The sequence below is a fragment of the Bradyrhizobium sp. WSM4873 genome, assembly GCF_055811355.1.
This window is the reverse complement of record NZ_JBVVPS010000011.1, coordinates 107,852-124,236: the sequence shown is the minus strand read 5'-3', so window position 1 is coordinate 124,236 and position 16,385 is coordinate 107,852. Positions and strand designations below refer to the sequence as shown.

Genomic DNA, 16,385 nt, shown 5'->3' with positions numbered 1-16,385 from the left:
GTAGCACTTGGTGCCGTACGGTGGGCAAAGGCGCGCAAGCGCCGTGCCCACATGGTGTCAGCGGCATATGAAAAGTTGGTGGGCACGCTTCGCTTTGCCCACCCTGCGAGACCTGCGGACTACGCGCTCACCATCGCATGTACCCGCTCGCACTGCGCGACGAGATTTGCGTGCGCATCGACGAAGGCCCTCAGCGGTGTCGGGATCGGAAAGTAATAGATGTTGGCGATGAAGCCGTAGATGCCGGCATCGACGCTTGTTGGCGCCGCGCCGTGCAGGAAGCCGTTCGCCGGCACGATCTCCGCCAGCACCTGCAGATCGGCCAGCCCCCGCGCATAGGCCTGCTCCGGCGTGTAGCGGCCGATGCCCTGGAAATGATAGCGCTGCGCATTATACGCCTTCGCCTTCTCGAACCCTGCCGCATCGATCTGATTGTGCTGCGCGATGAAGGCGTCGCGAAACGCGGGATAATAACGCTCGTCCTTCCAGCGTGAATACGACATCACCCAGTAGAGGTCGTCGAGCATGCGCGTGACGAAGTGATTGGTGCGGCGCTGCTCCGGTGAAAGCGTCGCGTCGATCGTCAGGCGGTATTTCGCGGTCGCGTGCGCGATGATGGTCTCGCTGTCGCCGATCGTCTCGCCGTCATCCACGATATAGGGCAGCTGCCCGCGCGGCGCGGCGGAGGCATCGAACAAATGCTCATGCACGAACGGTACGCAAGCGAGTTTCAGGAAGGCATAGACCTTGAGGCCGTAGCCGTTGTTGTCGGCGGCGCCGAACAGCTCTGGATAGGAGTAGAGGGTCAGCATCGGACGCTCCTCGCGCTGAAGTCGTATCGCCGCAGTGACGCCCTTGCAACAGTCTCGCGCCTGGTGCGCCGCCTCCTTCGATCGGAGGACGATAGGCGCCGCCCGTTCGCAGTATGGAATCGCTCGACATTCCTGCAGCGAGCCAAGGCCGACATGCGACGTTCATCGACCCGCCGAATGATTGCCGCCCTGCGGTGTGGCACGGCACTTTTGGCCGGATTGGCTCTCGTAGCACCGGCGAAGGCCGCCGACATCGCGCCAAAACCGTACACGAAGGCGCCGCCGCTCGCGGCCTCGTCCTGGACCGGCTTCTACGCCGGGCTGGGCCTCGGCTTTCGATCGACCAGCGCGGATCTCACCACCACATCAGTGCTGCAAGACGGCGTTCCCCGTGACTTGACCGGCGCTGTGCTGACCCAGCCGTTCGACGGTGCCGGCTTTCGCGTCGATCCCTATGCCGGCTTCAACTGGCAGGTGGCACCCAGCTGGGTCGTCGGCGTCGAAGGCGATGTCGGCTTCGGGGACAAGACCACGGCACTTCCCGGGTTTCGCGCCTCGCCCTGGGCCGGCTCGTCCACCTTCGGGATCGACAGCGTTTCAGTCAAAGCCGGTTGGGACGCGAGCCTACGCGGCCGCGCCGGTTATCTGCTGACGCCGGCGACGCTGGTCTATGCCACCGGCGGCCTCGCCTGGCAGCACTATGACGTCACCTTGATCTGCGTCAGCGCCAGCTGTGCCAGCAACGGCCTGGCACCCAATTTGATCTCGAATTCCACGACCAGGACCGGCTGGACTTTAGGTGCCGGCATCGAGACCGCGCTGTGGGGCAACTGGCTCGTGCGCGCCGAATACCGCTACGCGGATTTCGGCGCGGCGCCGTTCAATTTCACGCGCACGGCGACTGCAGGCCCGGCGCTCACGGTCGACAATTTCGACGCGAGCTTGCGGACCCACTCCGCAAGCGTCGGCCTCGCCTGGAAGTTCGGCGAGCCCGTCATCGGCGGCCGTTCGCATCCGCTGGCCGCGGAGGCCGCGATCCTGCCGTCCTGGACCGGCGCGTATGTGGGCTTGGGCCTGGGTGCGCGCGCCACGCGCACCGATCTCATCACGACGTCGGGATCGCGTGCCGGCTTCCCCGAGGATCTGACGCGGCGCGCCACCATTCGCCCGATGGACAACACCGCGTTCCGCGCCAACCCCTATGCCGGCTATCTCTGGCAGTTCGCCCCGCAATGGACCGCGGGCTTCGAAGGCGATTTTGGCTTTGCCGACAGCACCACCACGCGCGAAGGCTTCACCACCATATCGCTCGCCGACTCCCAGTCTCGCGGCGAGAGCCTGGCGATTCGCACCAAATGGGACGCCAGCCTGCGGGGCCGGCTCGGCTATCTCGTGACACCGCGGACGCTGCTCTACGCGACCGGCGGCGTGGCCTGGCAGCACTATGAGCTGACCTCGACCTGCGTCAGCGTCGTCTGCGGCCTTTTCGGGTTGACGCCGGCGATCATCTCGGGGGCGACCACAAAAGCAGGGTGGACGGCCGGCGGCGGCATCGAAACCGCGCTCTTCGGCCACTGGCTGGCGCGCGCCGAATACCGCTATGCCGACTACGGCAGTTCGTCCTTTACTGTCGCGAGATCCGCCACCGACGCCGGCCGCAATCCGTCCGCCAGCACCTACGACGTCGCGATGCGGACGCATCTGGCGACGTTCGGGGTGACGTACCGGTTTGATTGAGAAGAGCGACAGCCGCTTGCTGTGATCCCGCGGCGCTGGTTTGCCCCCGACAACGCCGCCTGAAATCGCTACACTCTGCATCCTGGTGACGTCAGCAGGATGGGATCCCATGGCGAGAGAATTGGAAGGCAAGGTTGCGGCCGTGACCGGGGCCGCGTCGGGCATCGGATTGGCCAGCACCGAGGCGATGTTGGCCGCGGGCGCGCGCGTGGTGATGGTCGACCGCGACGAGGCCGCGCTGAAGGCGCTCTGCGACAAGCACGGCGACGCCGTGCTGCCGCTGCTGGTCGACCTGCTGAATCCAAAGGATTGCGCAACGCTGCTGCCGCGCGTTCTGGAGCAGGCCGGTCAGCTCGACATCCTGCATGCGAATGCGGGGACGTATGTCGGTGGCGATCTGGTCGATGCCGATACCATGGCGATCGACCGGATGCTGAACCTGAATGTCAACGTCGTGATGAAAAACGTGCACGACGTGCTGCCGCACATGATCGCGCGCGGGACCGGCGACATCATCGTCACGAGCTCGCTGGCGGCGCATTTTCCAACGCCATGGGAGCCGGTCTATGCGTCGTCCAAATGGGCGGTGAACTGCTTCGTCCAGACGGTGCGGCGCCAGGTCTTCAAGCACGGCGTCCGCGTCGGCTCGATCTCGCCCGGCCCGGTCGTCAGCGCCCTGCTGGCGGACTGGCCGCCCGAGAAGCTGAAGGAAGCCAGGGATTCGGGAAGCCTGCTGGAGGCCAGCGACGTGGCCGAGGTCCTGATGTTCATGCTGACGCGGCCGCGCGGCATGACCATTCGCGACGTGGTCATGTTGCCGACCAATTTCGATCTTTAGTGTGTAGATGGGCAGCGAGACCCATCTACGGCAACGGTGTCGTCCCGGCGAAGGCCGGGACCCATACCGCGGAATCTCTCGGTTGCGGCCGGTAGAAGTACCGAACGCCGAGTCTTCACCAAACCCTTGCCTGTGATTATGGGTCCCGGCCTTCGCCGGGACGACGCTGAGGCTGGAGCGACGATCCGCTATCCACCTGCGATCCACTTCGCCAACTCCCGCCACGGCCCCAGCGTCCAATGCCCGGACGCAGCGCCGGACGGCGAGGGCAGCACGAATATTTCGGGCAATCTCTCCTCCCGCGGCTGCCGCCCCAACGCAATCGCGGCCGACGGCCTGCCGTAAAACAAGCTCGCAGCCTTCTTGCTCGTGAACGCAATCGTCCTTGGGCGAAATTTCTCGATCTTGGCTCTGAACCCCGGCACGTCGATCGTCTCAGGCGCAATCTGGTGATCCATCCCGGCGCCCGACTTGCAGAGATCGGTGAAGCCGATCCCGAGCTCCAGCAGCGCGGCGAACTCGCCGGGCTGATAGCGCCGCGGCGTGATGCCGGCCTCATGGATCGCGCGCCAGAAGCGGTTGCCGGGGTGGGCGTAGTAGTGCCCAAGCTCGGCCGAACGCGTGCTGGCGGCGGTGCCGACGAAGACGAGGCGGAGGTTGGGGCGGAGCTGGTCGGGGAGGGCGTCGGCCAATCAGTTCAGACTTTGCTACGCAAGCCCAATAAGCTTTGCGATCGTCATTCCTATCGTAGCTAATGATGTGCCAGCGCTTACCAGCTTTGATGCGATCGTGTCTGTTTCCTGGAGCGTCGTAACCGCCCTTTCCAGCTTTGTTGGCGATGGATCAGTCTTTGCGTCAGCTATCGCCTGAAGAGCCTTCTCCTTGGTGTCCTTCTCTATTGGAAGTTCGTGTATTTCCCTTTCAGCTTTTGCAAGTTCAGACTGAACTGCTGCTAAGATCTGCGGATTGTAGTTAATCGAGGTGGAGCCGACGTTCGTTGCGTCGCCTCCTAAAGAAACTGCGCCGCCCTGAATTCCACCTGATACATTGAAGGTGTTATTTGTCACGAAGGTCGCTCCTCTAAATAGATCTAACGAACTGTCCATCCGTTTGAATTTCGCGTACATCTCGCTGCCTGATGCACTGACCTCCATTCTGTTGCGAAGCGCCGAGCCCGTCGGCTCCTTCTCGTAGATCTCCAAGGCCATACTTTGATAGCTGGCGCTGTCTCCTGCGTGACGGATCATGTGATCGAGTAGATACTGTCTCACTTCCGCCTCCGCTTCTCCCATAAACCAATCGAGTACGATAGCATCCAGACCATCAAAGAAAGTGTCCTTCAGACCTAAAGCTAATCCTGAGCGGGCCTCTGCATCTGGATCCCTCATTCCAAGCTCGAGATACTCGAAGTTTCGCTCCGCATCTTCCGGCGTCATCGCGATGAGACGAAAGATCCACGCTCTTACATTGGCGGGTTGGTCTTCGACTAATTTGAAGTCTACTCCAATGTCGGCCAAGGAGAGTGATGGATTTTCAGTGATTGCCCAAACAGTGTATTGTGAGACGATGTTGTCATGGTGGCCACCAAGCGCCTTAACAAGCTCTGCATTTCTGAGACGAGGATGCATCATATTCTGTGGCGCGCGATCCAATCCGACAACGACCAGTGCTAACTTTAGAAGATCGGGCGACGCGGTCTCGATGTTGATCGGTAAGGACGAGAGGTCTAGCTTGTTGGCGTCAACATGTTGCAGTGCAGCCAGGGTCACCATTTGCTCATCGAAGCTCAGCTTTTTCAATATCGCTGACGCTTTACGGCTCATTCTATAGATTGCCGCTATTGCTGCGGCACTAGTTTGAGGCTCGTTGCTGTATTGCTTCAGAACGTAAGTGATGGCCTCCATGCAATTCGGCTCGCGGCCTAATCTGGCCAGCGCATTTAACGCCCAGCGTCTGACCTTTTCATCGCTGGCCTGCGTGTAAAGTAGCCCTACGATTGATTGTTCAAGCCCGATTAAGTCGCTCGGACCAGCGCGATAACCTTCTCGATAATTTTTGCAAAGCTGCTGAAGCGCCCTTTTCGTCCGAGCGCCGTCTCCAGACTCAATCTGAGACTTGAGATATTCGACGTTTAGCTTGTCTATAACCCGGAGAATGCGACCCAAGCGCGTTGCCCAAATGACTGTGTGAACCAAAACGAGCAAGTAGTACTAGTTTCGACCATGGGTCGAAATCGTCAATGTCATTTACAGGCCTCGACGTGTCAAGCCAAGCAAGGTCATTCAGTGCCAAGCGTCGCCTCGTAGGCTCAAACCACTTTGGACACTCGAAGTCGATAACGGCCAAAAGTTCGGATGGGCCTTCCACTTTGGAAGGCCAGATAAAGTAACCTAGCCTACCTTTTAGAGGTTCGGCCGGAATGGGGTTTGGGATGTCTAGATCGATTTGGGCAGCGCGAACTCCAGATTCTATGATACCGAAATCCCTGAAATTGAATAGGGTGCGGTCGTCTAATTGGACGAAGGTTGAGAACCCAATTGAGCGCCGCAGCAAAAAGCTGTCGCGATCTTCCCGATATCGCCCAGCCCGATAGCTTAGAACCTCATGTTCTCGAAAAACGGAAACGAACGAACGAATGAATACGAGACCTTCGTCCTTCTTGCGTGGGTCGCCATAGCGAAAGCAGTCTGCATTAAGAAGCCCCAAGACCTTCTTCCAGCCAATGGGTACGTCTCGCGCAGCGATTTGACTGAGATGTTGATGCTCAACTGCTAACGCAGGTCCTCGCACCAACTCGCGTATACGGCGTCTGGTGGGAAAAACAGTCCGAAACTCCTCAGGGACGCTTTGGTCAGCAAGAAAGCGTCGTAGGAAGAATTTTCCAGGTTCGGTGCGGTAGAACAGACTGCTCTCTCGGCGAGCGACTATGTCTTCGGAAATTCTAGCCTGCAACGTTTTGTGCTGAGTCTTCCCGTGCAGGTGCTGAGGGACCATTCCTAGATGATAGGCTGCAGTCAATATCGTCCTGGGGCTGAGCGGCCGTCGCTCAGCCTCCAAGACCGAATTGGCAATCTGCAGATATGCGTCCAACGGTCCGCCCTCGTAGCCGCAGCGCTACTCACTCTACTGGAAAGCGGACCGCTATGAAAGCACCCGATTGCTCTCCTTCACCTTCTCCGCATCCAGATACACGCTTGAGCCCATCTCCTTGAACTTCGCGCTCATCTGCTTCATGCCGTCCTCGGCGGTGCCGCTCATCGACATCCCCACGCCGTTCGGGTCATTCAGCGTCGCCGCATAGTCGCGCACGTCCTGCGTGATCTTCATCGAGCAGAACTTGGGCCCGCACATCGAGCAGAAATGGGCGACCTTGTGGGCTTCCTTCGGCAGGGTCTCGTCGTGGAAGTTCTTCGCGGTGTCGGGGTCGAGGCCGAGGTTGAACTGGTCGCTCCAGCGGAAGTCGAAGCGGGCGCGGGAGAGCGCGTCGTCGCGCAGCTGGGCTGCCGGGTGGCCTTTGGCGAGATCGGAGGCGTGGGCGGCGATCTTGTAGGTGATGACGCCGACCTTGACGTCGTTGCGATCGGGCAGGCCGAGATGCTCCTTCGGGGTGACGTAGCAGAGCATGGCGCAGCCGAACCAGCCGATCATGGCCGCACCGATGCCCGAGGTGATGTGGTCGTAGCCCGGCGCGATGTCGGTGGTCAGGGGCCCGAGGGTGTAGAACGGCGCTTCGCCGCATTCCTTGAGCTGCTTGTCCATGTTGATCTTGATCTTGTGCATCGGCACGTGGCCGGGGCCTTCGATCATGACCTGGCAGCCCTTGTCCCACGCGATCTTGGTCAGCTCTCCGAGCGTCTCCAGCTCGGCGAACTGCGCGCGGTCGTTGGCGTCGGCGATCGAGCCCGGACGCAGGCCGTCGCCGAGCGAGAACGAGACGTCATACTTGCGCATGAGGTCGCAGATCTCGTCGAAATGGGTGTAGAGGAAGCTTTCCTTGTGATGCGCCAGGCACCACTTCGCCATGATCGAGCCGCCGCGGCTGACGATGCCGGTGACGCGGTTGGCGGTGAGGTGGATGTATTGCAGGCGCACGCCGGCGTGGATGGTGAAATAATCGACGCCCTGCTCGCACTGCTCGATCAGCGTGTCCTTGTAGAGCTCCCAGGTCAGCTTGACCGGGTCGCCGTCGCACTTCTCCAGCGCCTGATAAATCGGAACGGTGCCGATCGGCACCGGCGCGTTGCGCAAAATCCATTCGCGGGTGGTGTGGATGTTGCGGCCCGTCGACAGGTCCATCACGGTATCGGCGCCCCAGCGGATCGCCCACACCATCTTCTCGACCTCTTCCTCGACCGAGGACGTCACCGCCGAGTTGCCGATATTGGCGTTGATCTTGGTCAGGAAGTTGCGGCCGATGATCATCGGCTCGAGTTCGCTGTGATTGATGTTGCAGGGGATGATGGCGCGGCCGCGCGCGATCTCGGAGCGGACGAACTCCGGGGTGATGAAGGCGGGGACTTCCGCGCCGAAGCTTTCGCCGTCGGCAAGGGCTGCTTCCGCGCGCTCGAGCTGCTCTTTGCGGCCGAGATTTTCGCGCGCCGCGACGTAGATCATCTCCTTGGTGATGATGCCGGCGCGGGCGAATTCGAGCTGGGTGATCTTGTGGCCGTCGAGGCCGCGCAGCGGCTGGTGATAGGCCGAGAAGGCGCGCGCGGCCTTGTCGGTGGAGACGCTGCCATTGTCCTCCGGCTTGATCTGGCGGCCCTGATATTCCTCGACGCCGCCGCGCTCCAGCACCCAGGCCTTGCGGCCGCGCGCCAGACCGGCGTTGACGTCGATGGTCACGCTCGGGTCGGTGTAGGGGCCGGAGGTGTCGTACACCGGCAGGTTCGGCTCGCCGGCGCCCTCGGACAGGATGATCTCGCGCAGGGGCACGCGCAGATCAGGCGCGGCGTCGGGCGAGGCGAAGATTTTTCGCGACGAGGGCAGCGGGCCGGTGGTGACGGCGGGGACGGTCTTGTCGGGATTGGAGCGGATGTTCATGGGATCCTCCTTGATTCAGTTCGTTGGCGTCGCTGCGCGAGAGACAAATCGGCTGTCATCCCCGCGAAAGCGGGGATCCAGTACTCCGAGGCAGTGCGGCTCAAGCCGAGAAGCCGCGGCGTACTGGATCGCCCGGTCAAGCCGGGCGATGACGGCGGAGTGTGTGGATGGCCTGGGAGGTGAAGCATCACGCGGCCTCCTTCGCCAGGCCGAGCCATTGCCGCACCCGCGCATCCGGGTCGGCATTCTGGGTGACGTCGCTGACGACGGCGATGGAATCCGCGCCTGCCGCAAAAATCTCCGCCGCGTGCTCGAACTTGATGCCGCCGATCGCGACCAGCGGGATGGGGCCGATGCGCTTCTTCCATTCCGTGATCTTCGGAATGCCCTGCGGCTCGAAGCGCATCGATTTGAGCGTGGTGAAGAAGATCGGACCCAGCGCGACGTAATCGGGCTCGGCGGCGAGCGCGATGTCCAGCTCCGCATCGTCATGGGTGGAGACGCCGAGTGACAAGCCGGCCTCGCGGATGGCCGCGAGGTCCGCGTCGGCCAAGTCCTCCTGGCCAAGATGCAGGTATTTCGCGCCGGCGACGATCGCCGCGCGCCAATAGTCGTTGACGACCAGCTTGGCCGGCGTGCCCGCGGTGATCGCCAGCGCATCGGTGACCATCTGCAGCGATTGCGAATCGTCGAGATCTTTTGCGCGCAGCTGAATGGTGCCGACGCCGAGCCTGGTCAGGCGCTCGACCCAACTGAGGCTGTCGACGACGGGATAAAAGCGATCAGGATACGGCATGCCAAAAAGGTGTCCCAACGACAGGGGTGGAAGGGGAGGCGAAGTCGCGGGCGTTCATCAACCCGGCTTCGTAAGCGGTGCGGCCGGCCTCGATCCCGAGGCGGAAGGCGTTGGCCATGGCGACGGGATCGGCGGCTTTTGCGATGGCCGTGTTGAGCAGCACGGCGTCGTAGCCGAGCTCGAGCGCCTGCGTCGCGTGCGACGGCGCACCGATGCCGGCGTCGACCACCAGCGTGATATCGGGCAGCCGCTCGCGCATCAGCTTGAGCGCGTCGCGGTTGGTGATGCCTTTTGCGCTGCCGATGGGCGCCGCCCACGGCATCACCACCTTGCAGCCGGCATCGACCAGGCGGTTGGCGACCGAGAGATCCTCGGTGCAATAGGGGAACACTTCAAAGCCGTCCTTGATCAGGAGGCTTGCTGCTTCCACGAGACCCACCACATCGGGCTGCAGCGTGTCGTTGTCGGCGATGACTTCGAGCTTGATCCAGCTCGTGCCGAACAATTCGCGTGCGAGCTTGGCCGTCGTCACCGCCTCGCGCACGCTGCGGCAGCCGGCGGTGTTCGGCAGCACGGTGACGTCGAGCTCGCGGATCAGATTCCAGAACGCGTCCCCGGTCTTGCCGCCGGCGGATTCTCGTCGCAGCGACACCGTGACGATGTTCGAGCCCGAGGCCCGGATCACCGACTGCATGATCGCAGGCGAGGGATAGAGCGCGCTGCCGATGAGGAGGCGGGAGGGGAAGGATTTGCCGTAGAAATTGACCATCATCAGTGTCTCCGCGATTTGCGGTCTGCTCCCTCGCCCCGCTCTTCGCGGGGAGAGGGTTGGGGTGAGGGGCTGTATCCGCAATGGAGGTGGGAGTCGGACTCGCGGAGAGTCCCCCTCACCCGAAATTCGCGCTTGCGCGAATTTAGACCTCTCCCCGCAAGCGGGGCGAGGTGAAGAAAGGCGACAGCGTCGTTCACATCACCCTCCCTGCCGCGGTGTGATGATCTCGATTTCGTCGCCGGCCTTCAGCGCGGTTTCGGCCCAGCGGCTTTTCGGCACGACGTCGTAGTTGAGCGCGATGGCGAAATGGGTGCCCTCGTAATCGAGCTCGGCGAGCAGCGCGTCCACGCTGGCCGAGCTTACCTCGCGCTGCTCGCCGTTAACGACTACGCGCATTGCATCACCTCATTGTCGATCTGGCCGCGCTCGACAAAGCCGAGCGTCAGCTCGGCCAGGGCCGGCGCGATCAGGAAGCCGTGGCGGTAGAGGCCGTTCACGCTGATCGTGTTGCCGCGGATGCCGATGCGCGGCAGATTATCGGGAAAAGCAGGGCGCAGGCCGGAGCCGAATTCGACGATGCGGGCCTCGCCGAAGGCGGGATGGACGGCATAGGCCGCGCCCAACAGCTCCAGCGCCGAGCGCACGCTGACGCCGGTGTCCTCGGCCTCGATCGAGGTCGCGCCCAGCATGAACAGATTGTCCTCGCGCGGGATCACATAGAGCGGCCAGCGCGGATGGATCAGCCGCACCGGGCGCGCGAGCTGCACCTCGGCGGTCTCGATCAGGATCATCTCGCCTTTGACGCCGCGAAGCTCCGGCTGCTCGTCGCGCGCAGCAAGGCCGCGGCAGTCGATCACGATGCCTTTGGGATCAAGTTTTGCGAGTTCGGCCGCGGCGACGTCGCTGTCGAATTTGATGGTGCCGCCCGCGGCGCGGATGCGCTCGTGCAGTTTCGGCAGCACGCGGCGCGGCTCGACATGGCCCTCGGTCGGGAAGAACAGCGCATCGCGGAAGCGGCCTTCGAGCGACGGCTCGAGCTCGGCAAGGCCGGCGGCATCGAGCCGGCGATGGCCTTCGGTCATCCGGGCAAAGCGCTCGAAATCGTTGCGCTCGCGCGGATGGGCGACGACCAGCGAGCCGTTGAAGGGCGTGTCGGGCAGCTCGCGCCGCCAGATGTCGAGCGAGCGCAGGCCGAGCCTGGAGATGATCGGTTCGGAAACTTCCGCCTCGCAATAGGGCGCGAGCATGCCGCCGGCCCAATGGCTGGTGGCATCGGTCATGTCGGCGTCACCGCGCTCGTGCAGGGTGACGGCGTGGCCGGCCTGCGCGAACAGCAAGGCCTGCCAGGCGCCAGCAATGCCTGCGCCGATGATGGATACCGGGGAATCCGATCGCTTGGTCGTCTGCAACATCCCTGTCCCTTCGCCGGCATGACCCGGATCAGGTTCAAAGGGTCACCGCGGTCCTGGGCGGATTTGCCCATTTAGCGGTATCTCAGCTCCTCCTCGGAGCACCCCTCGGAACGGCTCTAATGTATGCCAGCAGGGCTGGGTGGTCAACGCGCTTGGCGGGAACCGCGCTTACCTGGGCGTTTACTTGGGCGCCTGTGCCCGGGCGTTGCGGACGCGCTGGGCGAGCTTGCGGTGCGGGGCGGTGCCGAACATCGGCTGCGGATTGCCGTTCGGCTCGAGCCAGGGGGCGCCCACATTGGCCTCGCCCATATTGGCGACCTGCACGGCCTCCTGCCGCTGCCGCTTTGCGGCGTAGTAATAGCCGCCGGCGAAATAACGAACGGCCCGGGTGTGATCGCCATTGGCGGCGCGATAGGCGCCGGCGAGATATTTCACGGCATAGGTGAGGTTGGTGTTGGGATCGCGCAGGCCGGCGGCGTCGCCGGTGTAGCCGACCCCGCGGGCGGTCGCGAGCTTGATCTGCATCAGCCCGATGGTGCCGCCATGGCCGACCAGGCCGGGCTGATAGCGGCTTTCGCGCATGATGACGCGATGCACCAGCGCCTCCGGCACACCGTTGGCGCGGGCATGGGCGGCGACCATGTCGGCGTACTCCGCTTGGCCTGCGAATGCGGCCTGCGGCAACGTCAGTCCGGCCGCGAGCAGCGCGGCGACATGTAAAATTTTCATCAGATATCCCGGAGGTCCCTGAGACCGAGTGAAGGCCAGCGCCCGGCTGCCGTTTAGGCCTCCCGAACGCGGCAATGATGTGACCAAACGCCGCCGTTAATTTTTTCGCGGCGGAGCCGCAGTGACGACTCAATGCTGGCGCCAGAGTTCCTTCAGGCGGACAACTCGCGACAGCAGGCCTGTCTATTCGCACCGGCGCACGAAAGCGAGTATGTCACGGCCAGCGAATCGGGAGAGGTGCCATGACAAAATCAACCATGGTCAAAGCCCACAGCGGCGACATGTCAGAACACGATTTGCCCAGAAACAACCCCTGTGCCCAATGCGGCACGCTGATCCCTACGCCCGACTGGATCGAGCCGGGCGAAGGGCGCGTCTCCTATCTCTGGACGTGCCACGCCTGCAATTATCGCTTCGAGGCGGTGGCGATCTTCGACGATATGCCCATCGCGCATCCGCCCCTCGCGGCCTGAAGTTAAGCCGCAAGCCGCGGCTGCTGCCAGATCGGCAATTGCATCCGCACGATCAGCCCATGCGGCTCCCGGTCGTGCAGCGACAGCTCGCCGCCATGGGCGAGGGCGATCGCGCGCGCGATCGACAGACCGAGGCCGAAGCCGGTGGACTCGTCCATGGTGCGCGCATCGTCGCCGCGGACGAACGGCTCCAGCATCTCCTGCTTACGGGCATCCGAAATGCCGGGACCATCGTCCTCGACGTCGATGACGAGCCTGGTGCCTGAGATGTCGAGCCGGATCGTCACCTCGGCACCGAAGCGCACCGCGTTCTCGACGAGGTTGGTGACGCCGCGATGCAGATCGTCGGGCCGCGCCGCGGCGGTCGCAGATAGCGGGCCATCATAGCGCACGACGTGGCCCATGTCGCCGAACTGGTCGGCGATGAGCTGCAGCGTGCTCGCGATGTCGACCAGCGTCACCGCCTCGATCTGGCGGTCGTTGCGCAACAGCGACAAAACGGATTCCAGCATCGCGCGCATCTGGTCGAGATCGATCAGCATGCGCTTGCGGTTGCCTTCGTCCTCGACGAACTCGGCGCGCAGGCGCAGCCGCGTGATCGGCGTGCGCAGATCGTGGCTGATCGCGGCAAGCATCCGCGTGCGGTCCGACATCAGCCGCGCGATCCGCTCGTGCATGCGGTTGAGCGCGCGCGCTACCGAGCGGATCTCTTCCGGGCCGCGCTCGGGAAGTGGATCGGCCGTCCCGTCCAGGCTGAAATTCTCGGCCGCCTTTGCAAACGAAGACAGCGGCGCGGCGAGCGCGTGCGCAGCCCATACGCCGAGCAACGTCACGCTGATCACGGCAGATAGCAGCGTCGATATCCAGGGATTGCCCCAGAACCAGCCCGGCCGCCCCCGTTCAACATGGCCCGCGACTGTCGTGCCGTCGGGCAGCTGAATGCCGATCCGCGACGAACCGCCGTTCGGCGGCAGCGTGACGACCTTGTAGCCCTCACCGAGATGGCGGCGCATCCCGTGCATATGGGGGCCGTCGGCGATGGCCGTCACGGAGCCGGGCGCGATCGCTTCGAGCCGCAGATCCGGAAAGGCGCGCGCGATGTCGGCGAGCAGGCGCGGCCGCTCGCTCGCGTCGGCCGCGGACAGCAGCAGCGCGGCATTGGCGAGCTCATGCTCGCTGTCGGGCGGCGCCGCCGCGCGATCCGGCCGCGTGATCAGAAAACCCGCCGTGATGACCAGATGAAGCGCGACGATCGACACCACGACGAGCGCAGCGATCTGGCCGCTGATGCTCCTGAGATGGAAAAATCCCAAAAGCCGCATGTCAGATGCTCAAGACTGCCGCGACCGCTTCCGCGCTTGTCGTTTCCGTGTTTGCCGCTTCCGTTCTCACCACTTCGGTTCTCGGCGTGAACAGATAGCCGCCGGAGCGCACCGTCTTGATCATGGTCGGATCGCCCGGATTGGGCTCGATCTTGCGGCGGATGCGGCTGACCAGCACGTCGATCGAACGCTCGAACGAGCCGGTGCTGCGCCCTTGGGTGAGGTCGAGCAGGCTGTCGCGCGACAGCACGCGGCCGGGACGCTCGCAGAACGTCCGCAGCAAATCGAACTCGGCGCTGGTCACCGCGACGCGCGCGCCCTCGGGATTGCGCAGCTCGCGCAGGCGCAGATCGATGCGCCAGCCCTCGAAGGCGAGCGTGCTCGCGCCTTCGATCGAGCTTGCCGCCTGCGCGGCCGCCTGGCGGCGCAGCACCGCGTTGATGCGGGCGAGCAGCTCGCGCGGGTTGAACGGTTTCGGCAGATAGTCGTCCGCGCCCATCTCCAGGCCGACGATGCGGTCGACGTCCTCGCCGCGTGCGGTCAGCATGATGATCGGCGTCTGTCCTTCCGCGCGCAGCTTGCGGCACAGGCTGAGGCCGTCCTCGCCCGGCAGCATGACGTCGAGGATGATGAGGTCGACGCGATGATCGGCCATCGCGCGCGACATCTCGCGGCCGTCGCTCACGGCGGTGACGTTGCAGGCGTTGTTGCGCAGGTATTTCGCAATCAACGTCCGGGTTTCACGGTCGTCTTCGACGACAAGGATGTTGGGATTGGGAAGGGCCATGCGCTTTGTTTGTCCAAGATTCGGGCCAAATGGCGAGGAGATTTGTTTCAGATTGTTTCCATGGCCCATGCCGCAACAGCAGGACATCACCGGGCAGGGAAGCGGCAAGGTCTCGTTAAGCGCGCTAACCATACCGTGGCGTGGTCGGCTACGAAACCCCCGCAGAACTCACGGAGCCATCATGACCTCGATTTCGGCGGCCTCCGCCGGTCACCACCAGTCGCCGTTGCAGCGGCTGCAGCAGGAATTGCAATCGGACGTGTCCGCCGGCACGGTCTCGTCGTCGGACCAGTCGGCGCTTTCGACGGCGCTGACCGACATCGACACGGCGCTTCAGCGGGGCCGGTCGAGCGATCAGTCGAGCGGCGCGCGTCCTTCCAAGGACGACATCAAGTCGAAGATCGACGATCTCATCACCAACGAGGTGTCGAACGGGACGCTGACGTCAGACCAGGCCGACGAGCTGAAGAACGTATTCCAGTCCGCCTTCGCCAATGGCGCCGGCGGCCCCGGTGGTGCGGGCGGTCCCCCGCCAGGCCCGCCGCCGGACGACAGCTCATCGGATTCGTCGTCGACGGACGCGACCAGCAGCACGTCGACCGTCTCCACCACGGCCGAAATACTCAAGCAGTTTCTCCAGGCACTGCAGCAGTCGCAATCGTCATCGTCGTCTTACGGCGCCAACGGCAGCTCATCCGGCGGCTCGGACTTCGCCGCGCTTCTGATCGATTACAAGAGCTGACCTGCGCGACGGAGATCAGCGCGTTCCTCGCTGCGGTCGTGCTTCACCCAGGACGCACGATCGTCGGCGAGGAACAGTGCGCTGCAAAATGTTCCTGAGTGACTTAGGAACAATCGCACACGGCTCCGATGCTCGCGCAGCACGCGACGAAATTGCAGCACGCGCGGAACTGGGACTGATCCGAGCTGTTTTCTCCGCACGAGTTTTCTGCTGAAGGAGAGGACAATATGTTGATGAAATCGATCGCGGCCGGTCTCGCCGGTACCGCACTGCTCGCAACCGTTGCGTTCGCGCAAAATCCGACCGCCACCACCGACAAGGCGCCGGCTGCCGCCGCCTCGACGACCACCACGACCGCATCGGGACAGTGGCGTACGTCCAAGATGGACGGCATCAAGGTCTATAACGACGCCAACGAGAACATCGGCTCGATCAACGATCTGTTGATGGACAAGAGCGGCAACATCAAGATCGCCGTGATCGGCGTCGGCGGCTTCCTCGGCCTGGGCGAGCATCTGGTCGCGGTGCCCTATGAGAAGCTGAAGTTCGTCAACGAGGCGGTGGCCTACACCGGTACTGCCGGAAACAACCCGAACAGCGCAGCCAACCGGCCGGCGGCGACCACCACGACGGGTGCCGCGACCGGCACCGACAACAAGCCTGCGACGACGGCCACGTCCTCGTCGAAATGGTATCCGGACCACGCCGTGTTCAATGCCAGCAAGGACGAGCTGAAGAACATGCCGGAGTTCAAGTACTCGGAGTAACGCGGCTCTGAACTGCTAAACGAAGCGGGCCCCCGGTTTGGGGGGGGGGGGGGGGGGGGTTTTTTTTGGGGGGGGGGGTGGGGGGGGGGGGGGGGGGAAAAAAAAAAGCGGGGGACCCCGGGGGGGGTAGTGGTTTTTTTGGGTAACGCGATGCA

The 16,385-nt window shown here is 63.4% G+C and carries 16 protein-coding genes and 1 riboswitch; of the genes, 5 read left to right on the top strand and 11 right to left on the bottom strand.

What is annotated here, in order from left to right:
• Positions 1-119: 119 nt before the first annotated feature.
• Positions 120-812, bottom strand: coding sequence for a glutathione S-transferase family protein (locus AC0L21_RS17095; protein ID WP_473262988.1), 693 nt, complete (start codon positions 810-812; stop codon positions 120-122).
• 219 nt (positions 813-1,031) lie between these two features.
• Between AC0L21_RS17095 and AC0L21_RS17090 the strand changes: the two genes are divergently transcribed.
• Together AC0L21_RS17090 and AC0L21_RS17085 are read left to right on the top strand one after the other, a co-directional pair.
• Positions 1,032-2,549 (top strand): outer membrane protein, encoded by a 1,518-nt coding sequence (locus AC0L21_RS17090; RefSeq protein WP_473262987.1) that lies wholly within the window; start codon positions 1,032-1,034, stop codon positions 2,547-2,549.
• Between the two features lie 109 nt (positions 2,550-2,658).
• Positions 2,659-3,387 carry an SDR family oxidoreductase gene (locus AC0L21_RS17085; RefSeq protein ID WP_473262986.1) on the top strand — a complete coding sequence of 243 codons (729 nt, stop codon included), beginning with the start codon at positions 2,659-2,661 and terminating at the stop codon, positions 3,385-3,387.
• Between the two features lie 188 nt (positions 3,388-3,575).
• Here the strand turns inward: AC0L21_RS17085 and AC0L21_RS17080 are convergent, their stop codons facing one another.
• From AC0L21_RS17080 to AC0L21_RS17045, 8 genes are all read right to left on the bottom strand, one after another.
• Positions 3,576-4,079, bottom strand: coding sequence for a mismatch-specific DNA-glycosylase (locus tag AC0L21_RS17080; protein ID WP_473262985.1), 504 nt, complete (start codon positions 4,077-4,079; stop codon positions 3,576-3,578).
• Between the two features lie 15 nt (positions 4,080-4,094).
• Positions 4,095-5,552: a hypothetical protein gene (locus AC0L21_RS17075; protein WP_473262984.1), complete on the bottom strand. Its 1,458-nt coding sequence runs from the start codon at positions 5,550-5,552 to the stop codon at positions 4,095-4,097.
• Positions 5,553-6,528: 976 nt separating this feature from the next.
• Positions 6,529-8,430: a phosphomethylpyrimidine synthase ThiC gene (gene thiC / locus AC0L21_RS17070; RefSeq protein ID WP_473262983.1), complete on the bottom strand. Its 1,902-nt coding sequence runs from the start codon at positions 8,428-8,430 to the stop codon at positions 6,529-6,531.
• A 187-nt stretch (positions 8,431-8,617) separates the two neighbouring features.
• Positions 8,618-9,226: a thiamine phosphate synthase gene (locus tag AC0L21_RS17065; RefSeq protein WP_473262982.1), complete on the bottom strand. Its 609-nt coding sequence runs from the start codon at positions 9,224-9,226 to the stop codon at positions 8,618-8,620.
• The gene (locus AC0L21_RS17060; protein WP_473263059.1) at positions 9,213-9,995 is read right to left on the bottom strand and encodes a thiazole synthase; all 783 of its coding nucleotides are present in this window, start codon (positions 9,993-9,995) and stop codon (positions 9,213-9,215) included. Before AC0L21_RS17060 ends, AC0L21_RS17065 begins: the two co-directional genes overlap by 14 nt.
• 201 nt (positions 9,996-10,196) lie before the next feature.
• On the bottom strand, positions 10,197-10,394 hold the full coding sequence (thiS, locus tag AC0L21_RS17055) for a sulfur carrier protein ThiS (RefSeq protein WP_473262981.1): 198 nt from the start codon (positions 10,392-10,394) through the stop codon (positions 10,197-10,199).
• A complete protein-coding gene (locus AC0L21_RS17050; protein WP_473262980.1) occupies positions 10,385-11,410 on the bottom strand; it encodes an FAD-dependent oxidoreductase in 1,026 nt (341 codons plus the stop codon). Before AC0L21_RS17050 ends, thiS begins: the two co-directional genes overlap by 10 nt.
• Positions 11,398-11,526: riboswitch (TPP riboswitch) on the bottom strand. It overlaps the preceding gene by 13 nt.
• Before the next feature lie 64 nt (positions 11,527-11,590).
• Positions 11,591-12,139 (bottom strand): transglycosylase SLT domain-containing protein, encoded by a 549-nt coding sequence (locus AC0L21_RS17045; RefSeq protein WP_473262979.1) that lies wholly within the window; start codon positions 12,137-12,139, stop codon positions 11,591-11,593.
• Positions 12,140-12,381: 242 nt separating this feature from the next.
• On the opposite strand from AC0L21_RS17045, the gene AC0L21_RS17040 reads away from it, so the two are divergent.
• Positions 12,382-12,612, top strand: coding sequence for a hypothetical protein (locus tag AC0L21_RS17040; protein ID WP_473262978.1), 231 nt, complete (start codon positions 12,382-12,384; stop codon positions 12,610-12,612).
• A gap of 2 nt (positions 12,613-12,614) precedes the next feature.
• Here AC0L21_RS17040 and AC0L21_RS17035 read toward each other — a convergent pair whose 3' ends face one another.
• On the bottom strand, positions 12,615-13,934 hold the full coding sequence (locus AC0L21_RS17035; protein WP_473262977.1) for an ATP-binding protein: 1,320 nt from the start codon (positions 13,932-13,934) through the stop codon (positions 12,615-12,617).
• A gap of 1 nt (position 13,935) precedes the next feature.
• Complete coding sequence (locus AC0L21_RS17030; protein WP_473262976.1) at positions 13,936-14,721, bottom strand: response regulator; 786 nt, start codon at positions 14,719-14,721, stop codon at positions 13,936-13,938.
• A gap of 181 nt (positions 14,722-14,902) precedes the next feature.
• Here AC0L21_RS17030 and AC0L21_RS17025 point away from each other — a divergent pair, with 181 nt between their 5' ends.
• Complete coding sequence (locus AC0L21_RS17025) at positions 14,903-15,463, top strand: hypothetical protein (protein ID WP_473262975.1); 561 nt, start codon at positions 14,903-14,905, stop codon at positions 15,461-15,463.
• Between the two features lie 227 nt (positions 15,464-15,690).
• On the top strand, positions 15,691-16,230 hold the full coding sequence (locus AC0L21_RS17020) for a PRC-barrel domain-containing protein (protein ID WP_473262973.1): 540 nt from the start codon (positions 15,691-15,693) through the stop codon (positions 16,228-16,230).
• Positions 16,231-16,385 lie beyond the last annotated feature (155 nt).